A 13431-nucleotide genomic window follows, 5' to 3' on the forward strand; every position below is an offset into this window, starting at 1 on the left:
TTCTACAGCACACAACTTAATGGCCTAGATGACTGAACTTGGCAAAGTAAAGCGCAGCTAAAGTGCTCAACACCCGCTTTAGCGGCATCTACTGCCCTACTGTCACCATCAACTGGCATTATCGACGTGCATAGCCATATGCAAAGTTTACTCGCTGAAGCGCAATATTTTTGGCCGCACAAAGTTTGTTTCGGCGAAAGCAATAGCACAAGGCTTTGAGGTAATTAAGCACAGCCAAGGAGAGTATTTTAAGCTCACCTGCTCGTGGTTAATTAACTGTACTGGTTTGCATGCAGTTAGGTTGATCATGCCATTGAGGACACGTCAAAGCACTATATTCCAAGGATATACTACTGTCGTGAACACTATTTTAGTTATCAGGGGAAAAGTCCATTTCAACAGCTTATTTATCCAATACCTAGTTTAATGGTTCGGGTATTCATATTTCGTTAACTATAGCTGGGCACCTTAAATTTGGCCCTGACATGCAATACATCGATGTTATTGACTACCACGTTGACCCAATACTAAAAGCTAAGTTTTTTAAGGCAATAGTACGATACGCCCCCTGAAATTGATGCTAATAAATTGCAGCCTGATTACACCCGTATTCGGCCAAAATCACAAACCGCACACTAAAGTTTTAGAGACTTTAGCAGTCAAAATGAAAATAAATATGGCATAGCAAGGCTAGTTAATTTATTTGAAAGAAAAAATCTAACACCTTCAGAGATAAAAATTTTATTCTGGGTATAAAAAAACCCTCTACCAGGAGAAGGCTTTTTAACGTTGTTTAGCTGTAACCTTTATTAAGGTTAGATAACCCCTTAATTACGGCTTTTTACTGATATTTATCCTTGGTGTTTGCGGGTTAGGCCCAGCAACTGTAACGATATAAACGCCATCTTCAGTAATTGTTACGCTCAAGTTATCTTGCGAGTCTTGTACTAATACTAATGGTGAATCTAGAGTAACAACATTGGTATCTGCCGGAGCCCCTAAATTGACAGTTGACCAGTCACCCGAAGCCACTTTAAATCCATAATCACCAGCAGTTAGGTTTATTTCCACAGAGTAGCTGCTTGCGCCATCATAGTTGAGTAAATCAACTTCCCCCCAACCATTCATGTCACCACGAATAAATACGGGTGTAGCACCAAACATTTCTGCGGCAAAAATGCTTAATGTAGGCTCAGCTAAGTTAGATGCGTCAAACACAAACGTGTAATCTCCGTCTTCAGCAAAGACCATACTGAAGTTATCATTACTACCTGACAATAATAACTGCACTTCACCTTCAAATATTTCCATATCATCAGCTGGTGCGCCCATATTGATTGTAGACCAATCAGCAGAGGCTATTTTGAAGTTAGGCGTTGAAGCAGCCATGCTAATCGTAACTTGGTACTTACCATCACCCACATAAACTAGTGGATTATCTTCACTCCAGCCATTCATGTCACCACGAATAAATACCGGTGTTCCAACAAACGGTTCTTCATTTTCTACCAATAAAGTAGGTGCACTGGTATCTGAAGAATCAAGCGTGAAGATGTAAGTCCCATCAACGGCAATAGTAATGCTTAAATTGTCATTACTACCAGGCAATAAACTAAAGATTTCATCTTCTACTACTTCACCACCAGAGCTTGGTGCGCCTAAGTTAATTGTTGACCAATCTCCTGAAGCAATTTTAAAACCGTAACTTCCTGCAGCAAGGGTAATCTTCGTTTGGTATATACCATCAGCTTGATAGATTAAGCCATCGACTTCACCCCAACCATTCATGTCACCACGAACGAATGGAACCTTATCTCCGTAAGGAACAACATCAGGTGCTCCTGCTGTTGCATAAGCTGATAAACCTGAACCTTGCGTTTCCCCTTGTACTTTGACAAAAACAGCGGTCGTTAACGCCGGAACAGTAAAGCTGCCTTCGTCAGTACCTTGCTCAAAGCTAGCACTAGCAACAGCGCCATCAACTGAGTCAATGAGTAAAGGGTGTAAGCTAAAATCACTTGCTGAGGCAATAGTATGTGTTTGTGCGCTATTGCTACCATTTACCAGAACGACTATCGCGTCATAATTAGGGTCAAGATCAGTAAGGATTGTGCCGTCATCAATACTCATTACAATCAAACCTTGTGTTTGATTTTTGCCTATATTATGAAAACCAACACGGTTAATAATATCTTCCGCGGTTGTTAATCTAAATAATGAGCTGTTTGAACGAATCGATAAAAATTCATTGAAAACATTCGAGGCAAACAACATGTCAGTCATTGAAACAGTGCTTGATGGGCTAGAAGCTAATGCAACTAAATAGTTGTCATCTCGGCTGCCTTTATCTAGAGGTAAGCCTTTATTCCAGTTGTTAATTTCAAAAGTGAAATCAACTAAGTTATACCAATCTCCAGCATCATAGGTATTTCGGTCTAAAGATTTAGAGCGAAGGAAGTCACCACCCATTTGTAAAAATGGAATACCTTGCGACAATAATACAATGGATTGTGAGATGTTTTGTGCACGAACACGTTCTCTGTTCGCCATTTCAGGATTTAACTTAAACTGTAAGTTATCCCATAAGGTTTCATTATCATGTTTTGAAACATAGTTAATAACATCAGCAGGGTCTTTCGCATACATACCGAAACTACTACCTGCTGCGTCTATACCATTAAAGTTTTTCAATACATAGTCAGTTAGTGTGCCTGCCATGCCCAATTTCACAATGTCTTGTTGTTCAAATGAATAACCTGAATCACTTTCGTTATTAAATAAAGTTGCATTGCGAATGCCGTCACGAATACGATCGTTAAAAGTGGCTATTTCTGTGCCTGCCATATTTTCTTGATCAGCGCGTTCGAAACCACGAGAGTCTTTGTACCAGCCTTCACCATAAAAATGATTATCAGGGTCAATCGCTTGAACGGCGTCACGAGCTGCTAGCATTTGCGCTTTAGAAGCTTGGCTCATAATATCGAAACGGAATCCGTCGAACTGGTATTGTGCAGTCCACTGTTTTAGTGAATCGACCATTAACTTGTCCATCATGCGATGTTCAAGGGCTGTATCACTACAACAGGTGCTGTTTTGAACAGCGCCTGTAGTCACGTCACGACTGTGATAATAACCGGGTACAAATTTATCAAGTACCGAGTTATCCCATAATCCGGCAGAGTTTGTATGGTTATAGACAACATCTAAAACCACACGTAACCCAATGTCATGCAATGATTTGATCATCGCACGCATTTCTTTAATACGTGTTACGCCATCAGGGTTTGAAGCATAGATGCCATCAGGTACATTGAAATGCTTAGGATCATAGCCCCAATTGAAGCTATCAGTATTGCGCATCGCTTCGGTCAGTAAAGCGGCTTCATTTGAAAAAGGTGAATAGCTTTCAAAAACCGAACGTAATGATTGCTCGTCAAGACCTTTATAACAAGGTGGAGCATCCGAATCTACTTTACATAATGCTAATACCCTACTGTCCAAATCGATAATTTTGGCTGCATCTTCATTAATGGTAGCGATATCATTAGCAGGTAACATATGGAATGTATTTAAACCATTAGCTACTAATTTTTGTAGATGCAACATAGGCGCAGAGTCTATTTCGGTAAAGGCTAAGAACTTGCCTCTATGCTCAACTGAAGTACTTTCATCTTGTGCACTAAAGTCACGAATATGCCCTTCGTAAATTACCGCGTCTTCGTAGTTTTCGATAGTTGATACTAAGTGGCCTTCCCAACCTTCAGGTTGTAAGTCTTCGTCAGATAAGTTAACAAACTGAGAGTATTCACCATTGGTTGATAAACTTACTGAGTAAGGGTCAGTACTTTCAATTTCTTCAATCGCTTTATTTTGTGGATGGTAAAGCGTTAATGCTAAACGATAAAATTGACGGTCTAGACTTGCATCGCCGGTATAACTCCAGATACCTGTCATTGAATCTTCAGTCATATCATGACTTGAAACCATGTTTTTATTCGCATCATAAAGATTTAATTTAAGCGTTTGAGCGGTTGGAGACCACACTGAAACTTTAATGCTACCGTTTTCATAAACCACGCCTAACGTTGCTTCATCGGCATCAGCCTCGCCTTGGGTATAAAGGTCATCAAGTACTAAATCAGCTTGAACATAAGTTGCCGCCACAGCAATCCCTTCAGCGTTATAACCAACTAAAACTAATTGGTTTTTAGCGATAGCTTTTGCTTCTTCAACAGACCAATCACCTGAAAATGCAGGCCAGTCAGCAACTAAAGGTGCAGCTGCTTTTTGCTCGTCGCTTAAATTAACTTCCGTTAACTCAACAACCGTTCCAGTGATAACATTTGGCTTCGCTTCATCTCCACCAATACCAGCAGTCGCTGAATGATGTAATTTAACCGATGTTACCCGTTCAAAGTTCACATCCCATGTAAAGGTGTTGCTATCAATCCAATGTGCTGAAAAATCATTTATTGCTAACGCTTGCTTACCCAAGGATACAACCGGGTATTCAAAAATAGAGGCTACACCTGAAAAAGTAAAGTTCATACGCTGGTATGTTTCATCATCTTGAAACAGTGGCATTTTAAAGTCACCACCACCAAATTCTTTTCCTGCGTCATCAGTACCTTTATGAACAATAAAGTGGCCACATTCATTGTGACCCTCTTTTAGGTTTAATAGCCAATACGCGCCATATACGGGATCAACCCCAGTATGAACTAAACCACTATCCCAGCTTTGCGCTAAAGAATCTTCTGCATAAGCATCACATTCATCACTATTCCAATTATGCATTTTGTAGTCGTCGTATTCACCGTCAGCACGGTTATAAAACAACAACGCCTGATTTTCTTGAGGGAAAATAACAGGGACAGGTGCATTGGGATCAATACCAACCACACAACTTTCATTTAATGCATCTGGTACCGTTGGCACAGGACAAACAATAGGCTCGGGCGCAACACAACTTGTACCAGCTGCGTCGGCAACCATTGGCACATCGCAACTAAGTAATACTTTACCTGACTCGGTAGAATCTGAACCGCCACACGCGGCCAGTATTATTGATAAAAATGCTAAGACAATAATTCTTAACACCGATTTTTGACTAAACATAACATTTACTCCAAAGAGATAATTGGCGAGCTAATACCGAAATGAATACGGAAATTATTAGATTCTTTTTATTTGAAAATATAATTTCATTCACTTTAATAACTCATGGCTAATAACTAACGGGCTCTACAACGCGTACGTCATACCTAAAAAGAACTGACGACCAAAGTACTGAATGGTGCCTGTTTGGCTTTGTACGCCAAAGTAACTTTTGGTGGGTTCGTCGGTTAAATTATTTACCTGAAAAACAACACCTAAATTATCATTAACTTGATAGGAAGCCTGATAATCGATGACCAATTCATCGTCGTAATTAACGGTTTGTGCTTCGACAGCGACTTGCTCTGAAACAAATTCATCTCGATAACGTGCACTAAAGCGCGTTTCAAAACCTTTATGAGCCCAAAATAGTGTGCTTTGTAGAACATTTTCAGATAAGCCTGGCAGTGAGATAGGTAAATCTTGTTGCCCTAATTTTGAAATTTGTTGAATTTCACTTTTAGTATGTGAGTAACTTGCACTCAGTCCTAAGCCAGACCATAAACCGGGTAAGAATGAAAAAACTTGCGTGTATGTCACTTCAAGCCCTTTTATATAACCACCTTTATCATCGTTAAACGCTGTTTCAAAATTACCATTGCGAATTTCTAATGGCACGCCGCTTAATGGGTCAATATATTCATCAGGGACAATTAAACCATTACCAGCGAAGTCATATTCACTGATCGTTTGGGTAACAATACCTGCCGACTTTATGTCTTTATAGAAAAGGGCAAAAACAAAGTTACCATCCGATTCTGTAAAATATCTTTCATAAGAAATATCATATTGATTGGCATAAAACGGCTTTAAATGAGGGCTGTTTTTAGCGTTACCACTTATTTCAGCGTAAGTACCTCTCTCAGTTGTTACCTTATTAATATTCACGCTACTGTTTGAAGCTAGTCGATCAATATTAGGTCGGCTCATTACCTTTGCCGCAGCAAAACGTATTTGATCATCATCGGTTAGATGAAAATTTAAATTCATTTGAGGGAGATAATCGGTATAAGTATTACTGATGATACTTGGTGCATATTTTTGGTTGATTAGCCCTGCGTCATCGGTAATAAATTGCGCACCTAAATCTGCATTAGGATGCACGACAGCATCGCCATTTGCATCCAGAACATCTTCGCCGTAAGCATCTTTTACCCTTGTTAAGCCAACATCTTGTAATGAGGTAGATGCTTGTTTTGTTCTAACAACACGAACACCAAAGTTACCCGTTACTGACATGTTACCAATTTCAGTATCAATGTTTGCCATGATATAAGCCGCGAAAATATCTTCAAATACTTCACCACTTTCTTTCATGGTCCAGTCTGAATTTTTTCCTAATGGGTCACCATTGATAACACCATTTGCAGCACTCCCCCAGGTTTGAACCGGCTGAGGAACCCCCTCAGGAAACCAAGCATTTAACACTGCATCTTGATCAAGTGCTAAATAGCTTGGAAAATAAGAAAAGTCACCTTGCCAGTCAACCACTGAGACCATATCTTCAGTGAGCGTTAAAGGTTTTTCTTTCGAATTAAAGCCACTGTCGCTGCCAAATTCAAAGACTGAACGGTCGTTACTGTATTTTCTTTCTGAATAACGAGCACCAAATTCAATAGAAGAAATATAATCAGTATCAAGTGAGTATTGAAAATCAACACGAGCAGCGGTAACTTCGTCTGAATTGATATAAGGATAAATGCCGTATTTTGTCACCATAACACGGTTTAAATCTGTTAGCGCATCGGCTTGATTTAAACTCACATCAGGTAAATCTAGGCCATTCAATAAGTAATTTATAGAGACATTATTATCAAATTCTGGCTCTGCTGCATTAGCATCATCGGCGACTAAGGCCCAAATCAAACCATTTCTAAAATCACTGGTGGCTGATGAATAAGATAAATCTACCGCCATATTAAGGTTGTCAGTAATTTGCCAATCTGCATTGATACCGACACTTTTTACTTCATCAGAATCACTATTGTCATCATTAACAACTTCAACACGCGTTGAACTATTAGAGGTTCTATTAAACGTACCGCCTATGACAGAGTTATCAAAAATAGTGGCATTACCTATTGCGGCACTACCACCGTCCAATTTAACACGATAACCACGGGCAAATTCTTCAGAATCAAACTTAGAATAAAAACCATCAACCTTTAGCCTAAAATTATCAACGGGTTGCCATTCAATAGTCGTAACAAAACCGTCACGGGTTTCTTCACCGCCTTTATGCTGCAACTCAAAACCTTCACTGACATATTCTTTATTAAGGTGAATACCGTTTTCTTTTGTTGGACCATTTGTATCGTTTTCTACCCCGTCTACATCTCTAAGTTTATTGTAGCTTTGTCCGATAAACTGTGTGCTGGCACTGGGTTGAAATAAACGTGCATAACCAAGCGCAATACCCAAGGTGTCATCAGCGAATTTACCCTGATATGAAACACTAAAACGATGACCTGATGATGTAGCATCAGGCACATCGCTGGCTAAATCGTTGTACATACCACGAGCATTCACATTAAAAGAATGTTGTTTTTCATTTTTCAAAGGACTGGCAGTTTTTAATTCAACTGTACCTGCCACGCCACCTTCAATGAGTGATACTTTGGGTGATTTAAAAACGGAGGCTTGTGAAATAAGTTCTGAAGGATATTGGTCAAATTCAACACTACGTTGACCGCTGGTTGAGACTTGCTCGCGACCATTTAGGGTGGTCGATACAAACCCGCCTGACATACCACGGATATTAATTTCAGCAGCTTGCCCACCTGTTCTTACAGCAGAAATACCGGGTAAACGTGTTAAAGCGTCTGCCATAGAAACATCGGGTAATGCCCCTAAGTCATCGGCCGTTATTTGCTCTGATACGGTATCAGCAAAGCGTTTCTGATTGATAGATTCAATAAGTGAACGTCTAAAACCAGTAACTTCAATAACTTCAATGGCTTTTACTTTTGCTTTGGCGTTGGCGTTGTCTTTTACGTCTACTTTTTCTGTTTCTAAGGTAGTTTCAACAGTTTCTTGTGCATAAAGCCCCCCAGAAGACATTATAAAACCACAAGAAAGCAAGGCTATTGAAAGCTTACTCCGCTTAAATGTACGCATAATTATTTCCCCTAATATTCATCTGTGACATATTTTTATTGTTAGTTTTCTAACTAACTTTTATTGTTTATAGTTAACGTTATTAATATAAGGGATGGGTTTTTCTTTAGATATGCTTTGCATACGTATTCAATAATACTGAAAAATCAAACAATTTTGTAAAAAACCAGCAAAAATCATAACATCTCTATTGTCACTAATAAGCCGCTAGCCCATTAATACCTAAGATTAAATGTATTAAGCATAGAGGAAAATTGCAGCCTAATTACGCCCGTGTTCGGCCAAAATTACAAACCGTACAATAAAGTTTTAGAGACTTTAGCATTCAAAATGAAAACAAATATGGCATAGCCGGACTAATTAATTTATTGGCTATTGACTCACCCGGGCTGACCTCAAGTTTAGCTATTGCTGAGTACGTTGAGCACTTACCGCTATCTTATTAGCCTAATTAAATGCAGTAGTAATACAGTAGTAATGCAGGATTAATACAGGATTAAAAACAAAAAAACCAACCTAGGTGGTTGGTTTTTACTATACAAAAAGCTATAAAATTTTACTTAGCTATTTATCGCCAACTTGCGCTGCGGCTTCTGGTTTTTGAATTTCTAATAATTCAATATCAAACTGAAGCACAGAGTTACCCGGAATGCGTGGTGGGTTACCATTTGGGCCATAAGCTAGATCTGCAGGGATAGTAAATTTAAACTTAGCACCTACTGACATTAACTGTACACCTTCGGTCCAACCTGAAATCACGCGATTAAGTGGAAAAACAGCTGGCTCACCACGTTCGTATGAACTATCAAAAGTTTCACCATTAAGGAAAGTACCCTTGTAATGCACTGTTACTGTATCGGTAGCAACAGGCTTATCACCATCAGCTGCGGTTAAAATTTCGTATTGAATGCCCGACTCAGTAACTTGCACACCTTCTTTTTTAGCATTTTCTGCCAAGAAAGCCTGACCTTCAGCTAAGCTTGCTTCTGAACTTACGGTAGCTTGCTCGGCTTGCTTTGCTTTCATTGCTTGATCTAAATTCATCAACAAGGCTTGAATGTCTTCTTGTTCAATTTGAGAGTTACCGTCCATACTATCGGTAAAGCCACGAATAATAAGTGTTTTATCTAAAGTTAAGCCCAATTTATCGTGCTCTTCTAGGTTACGTTCCATGTACATACCAATTGAAGCACCTAAACCGTAGGCTTGTTTTTGTATTTCTGTATCAAGCGCAACGGCTTGTTCTTCTTGCTTAACTGGTTCTTGACAACCCATTACTGATAATAAAGCAATAGCGACTACCGTTGGTTTAAAAAATCTCATTTCTATCTCCGTTTTACTACTCAGTCAGAAATTCCCGCTAAGTCATTTAAATATGTGTGAATTGTGAAACAATGCGGCTTATACTAACGATAAATGCCCTAAGAAAAAAGTATTAATATTTTGCTGAACTGTAACTTAACTAATCTTAAAGCCAAGCTTTTGTTTTTATTGGTGTTGATATTGCTAACAGCTTGTCAGCCTCTTGGCCAAGCACCAGAAAAAAGGTGGCAACATGCAGTAGAGGGAGCCTACGCGGCAAATATCTCTAATGACGCTAAATTCAGTGTTGTCTCATCCATTCATCACGGCATTAGCTTGTGGGATTTAGACAAAAACGCGCTGAAATATAACTGGTCGCAACAGCAAAATAGTGCTGATAATTTAGTCTTGGTGGCCGATATTGCTGATAATAACAGTCATGCCATAACCGCTAATCGCCATGATTTTTCCCTGTGGAATATCAAAAATGGCCAATCAGAAGGGTATTGGTCAATTACTGAGTCTAGTATTCGTGATGTCGCCGTAGCAAATAATGGTGACTACTTACTTGTTGGACAGAGTAACGGTAAAGTCGTACACATCACCATTGCCAATGGCCGCCGCTTAGAGTTTTTGGGTCATCAAGAAAAAATTAATGCGATCGATATGCTGCCTAATGGCCGAGTGGCTATTTCTGGCTCTAATGATTTTGTTGCTTATGTCTGGGATACCGTTTCGGGACAAGTTATTTATCGTTTTAATCACCCTAGCCGCGTGACTATGGTGGCGCTTGATCCTAAAGCACGCTATGCCTTTACCGCTGACAGTAAAAAGTCAGCCAATATTTGGGATTTAAAAACCGGTGAGTTAGTGTCCCAATTAAAATATTTTAATCGCCAAGAGATTTTTAGTGCAGTGCAATTCTCACCTGACGGCACTAAGTTATTAACTGGCGCACCTTCTCGTAAGGTTAGCGTATGGGATATTGCTACAGGCGAACGGCTAACCAGTTGGCGTGTTTTACCACGTGATGATATTAGACCGGCTGGGGCAGTTGTTTATAGCGTCGCTTTTAGAGATAATAACCAAGTAATCACCGAAAGTTCCTCAGGATACGCCGAATTATGGCAGGTAAATAAACAGTGAAATCAGTTAACGAATTAAACAAAGCCGTCGAAATGCTTGAAAGCCGCAATGCCTTTCAAGACGACATAATCGAACAACTTAACCACGAAATAACACTACATCAACGCCAGCTTGCAGAGCTAAAACAGCAAGTATCATTGCTTGCCAACAGAATTAAAGACAATACGCCAGAGCAAGACGCTAAAGAAGAAGTAGAGCCACCGCCACCACACTATTAAACGCAATAAGCTAAATATTGTAATCTAATTGATACCAAACACTTCAAGACCTGCGCGGTTATTAAAGCAGAGATAAAATAACCCTAGGCGCTAATGAGTAGGCTTTATTTAATTTACTCTGTTAAATTTTAAGCTACTGAGCGAATAAATTGGGGTTGGTGGCTATAAAAGCATTATAATTAGCGATTGAATATTGTTAATCACAAAACTTAACGCAAGTTAACGCAACTGACAAAGGTCGCAGCATGAACACCAAAATATACAAGCAAGTGCTTTTTTTCGCGGATCACTTAATGGCAGCAGCTCAAGAGCAAGACCAATCTACATTCGATGGTTTTTATGCCGAACTAAAACAACTCTGCGAAGAGAATGAAAATACGGATAAAGACCATCCTGTGCAGTGGGAAACACTTGCTGACTTTACTGATGACTTACCCTTAGCTATTACTATTTATGAGCAAGCTTTATTAAAAGCTGAAGCGATTAACGACAAAGACTTCCGTTCGTCTATTAGTTATTCTATCGCGACAATGAAAGTGGCATTAGATGATCAAGCAGGCGCTATTGAGTCGTTAGAAAAAGCTAAAATAAGCTGTAATAAAATTTCGGATAAAGAATTAAAAGCGGAAATTCATGACTTACTGGAAGAGTTAAAGCTTTCGTAAAAATTTAAGAGTTTGACTATCAAGTCAATCTTTTTGGTCAAGGGGATGCTGAAAAAGCTTAGAAATTACCGCGACAAACAAACTCGATGGTCGTAAACAGGTGGTCGAATTATCGCAAAAAAAATCTAACGTTCTTTTATTTGAAGAATAGTTTTTATTCACATAGACCTTTATATTTCAAGAAAATTTTCTGCAAGGTTCAGCGCGGCTCAAAAGCTGTTTATGCAAATTTATCGCTAGACTTTGTTAGTTAAAAGTCTAGCTTTTCAGTATTAAGCATATTAAGTAAATTCAATGATAGAATTTTGCCTAAAATTATCAGTCTATTATTAAGGCATTTGTGTACGTATCATTTTGTGTTAAATTTATATTATTGCCAATATAGTTTCTAAAAGGAGCTTTATATGTTCGCTTTACTGGTTTTAAATTTACTCTGTATTTTTGTTTGTTATTCAATTGCAAAATCTAAAGGTGCAAACACTAGATTTTGGGCAATAATGGGGGCTATTCTCGGTCCACTGGCTGTGCCGTTTGTTTTCTTTGCTAAGCCCACTTAATTAACAACATAACTTACTAGAGGCAGCAAATTGTATTTAGTACGTTAGCTGGCTTATAACATTAGGTTTTTTTCAAATGGATATTTATAAAAACTTATACCAATTTGATTAATTAGGTGGTCTACTTTATACGCAGGAAAAATGGCCAAATATAAGGCATTTATTTTAATAACTAGTGGTTCTAATTATTAAATAACGCAGTAGTGGGTTGTTTTAACCAGTAAAAATGATCAGATAATTAGTGAGATTGGTATTATGACTTCTATCGATAATACTGCTGAAATAATTGACTTCACGCGCTTATATTTAGCTGTTTTTTATTCCGCTGTCGCCTTGTTTTACACCATTAAAATTATAACGACAAAAAAAAGCACCCATACTGAATTGATATTCCTCGGCGAGCGCTACTGCCCTAACTGGTGGAATCATATGACATTTAGGATATTTAGAGTCGCTATTTGGATGGTTTGTGTGGTGAGGCTATTCGTTCCAGCGTTTGATGACTACTTAGGTTTACTACCCAGTTTAGAAAACGCGCCTATCCTTCTTTCAGGTAATATATTGTTAACTTTTGGCTTTTTAATGACAATTATCATTCACTTTAGCATGAGCCAAAAGTGGCGTTCTGGCATTGATCCTAAAGGGCCTAAAAAGTTAATTACTGATGGTTTCTTTAGCTATTCTCGTAACCCCATTTTTGTTAGCGTAGCCATATCTCAAATAGGATTTTTCTTGGCTTTACCTTCCGTTTTCACTTTGGTTTGCCTAACTATTGGTTTATATACGTTATACAAACAAACGATTGCTGAGGAAAGTCATTTATCAGCCGTATTTCCAAGTGAGTATGCACACTATACTCCCAACGTACGGCGTTGGTTGTAGCTATAGCTACTCGATAAGTTTTAGCGATTATTGAAAAGTATATACTGTCGCGTGCTGAAAGCCTTCCAAAACTGACATTGATTAAAACATGATATTTAATCAATCATTTAGATGTCCTGCTATATCAAAATAGGCTATTGGAAATATTGTTTAGCGCATTAATCTGGTTTAAAAATACCAATGACCTGCTCTTTTGACCTGACGTCTTGTACAACATGTTCTTCAGGTTGCGCCATTTGATGACCACAATTTACACAGGTGACTGTCTCAACACTATTTTCTTTAGTTAGCGCCATGGTGTCGATTGCCTTACATTTTGGACAGGTTGCTCCTGCTATAAATCGTCTTTTCACTTGTCTACTCAATTTTATGGAATTTTTTCACGGG

Annotated in this window: 9 protein-coding genes; 5 read left to right on the forward strand and 4 right to left on the reverse strand. The window is 38.7% G+C overall.

Features of this window, described 5'->3' with window-relative positions:
• Positions 1-831: 831 nt before the first annotated feature.
• The 3 genes from pulA to H4J54_RS12095 all read right to left on the reverse strand — a co-directional run bounded on the left by pulA (position 832) and on the right by H4J54_RS12095 (position 9597).
• Positions 832-5118 (reverse strand): pullulanase-type alpha-1,6-glucosidase, encoded by a 4287-nt coding sequence (pulA, locus tag H4J54_RS12085; RefSeq protein ID WP_182191123.1) that lies wholly within the window; start codon positions 5116-5118, stop codon positions 832-834.
• A 126-nt stretch (positions 5119-5244) separates the two neighbouring features.
• On the reverse strand, positions 5245-8274 hold the full coding sequence (locus H4J54_RS12090) for a TonB-dependent receptor (RefSeq protein ID WP_182191124.1): 3030 nt from the start codon (positions 8272-8274) through the stop codon (positions 5245-5247).
• Between the two features lie 564 nt (positions 8275-8838).
• The gene (locus tag H4J54_RS12095; RefSeq protein WP_182191125.1) at positions 8839-9597 is read right to left on the reverse strand and encodes an FKBP-type peptidyl-prolyl cis-trans isomerase; all 759 of its coding nucleotides are present in this window, start codon (positions 9595-9597) and stop codon (positions 8839-8841) included.
• A gap of 180 nt (positions 9598-9777) precedes the next feature.
• Here H4J54_RS12095 and H4J54_RS12100 point away from each other — a divergent pair, with 180 nt between their 5' ends.
• The 5 genes from H4J54_RS12100 (at position 9778) to H4J54_RS12120 (ending at position 13044) form a co-directional block, all read left to right on the forward strand.
• Positions 9778-10722, forward strand: a complete 945-nt coding sequence (locus H4J54_RS12100; RefSeq protein ID WP_259366991.1) for a hypothetical protein — start codon at positions 9778-9780, stop codon at positions 10720-10722.
• A complete protein-coding gene (locus H4J54_RS12105) occupies positions 10719-10940 on the forward strand; it encodes a SlyX family protein (protein ID WP_310650094.1) in 222 nt (73 codons plus the stop codon). Before H4J54_RS12100 ends, H4J54_RS12105 begins: the two co-directional genes overlap by 4 nt.
• 245 nt (positions 10941-11185) lie before the next feature.
• On the forward strand, positions 11186-11605 hold the full coding sequence (locus tag H4J54_RS12110; protein ID WP_182191126.1) for a tetratricopeptide repeat protein: 420 nt from the start codon (positions 11186-11188) through the stop codon (positions 11603-11605).
• A 404-nt stretch (positions 11606-12009) separates the two neighbouring features.
• Positions 12010-12162, forward strand: coding sequence for a hypothetical protein (locus H4J54_RS12115; protein WP_182191127.1), 153 nt, complete (start codon positions 12010-12012; stop codon positions 12160-12162).
• 255 nt (positions 12163-12417) lie between these two features.
• Entirely contained in the window at positions 12418-13044 is a 627-nt protein-coding gene (locus tag H4J54_RS12120) for an isoprenylcysteine carboxylmethyltransferase family protein (protein WP_182191128.1), read from the forward strand.
• Positions 13045-13202: 158 nt separating this feature from the next.
• On the opposite strand, the gene H4J54_RS12125 is transcribed toward H4J54_RS12120, so the two are convergent.
• Positions 13203-13409: a YheV family putative zinc ribbon protein gene (locus H4J54_RS12125; protein ID WP_182191129.1), complete on the reverse strand. Its 207-nt coding sequence runs from the start codon at positions 13407-13409 to the stop codon at positions 13203-13205.
• Between the last annotated feature and the right edge of the window lie 22 nt (positions 13410-13431).

Origin of the sequence: Colwellia sp. MB3u-8 (genome assembly GCF_014076985.1) — a bacterium.
Taxonomy (GTDB): Bacteria; Pseudomonadota; Gammaproteobacteria; order Enterobacterales; family Alteromonadaceae; genus Cognaticolwellia.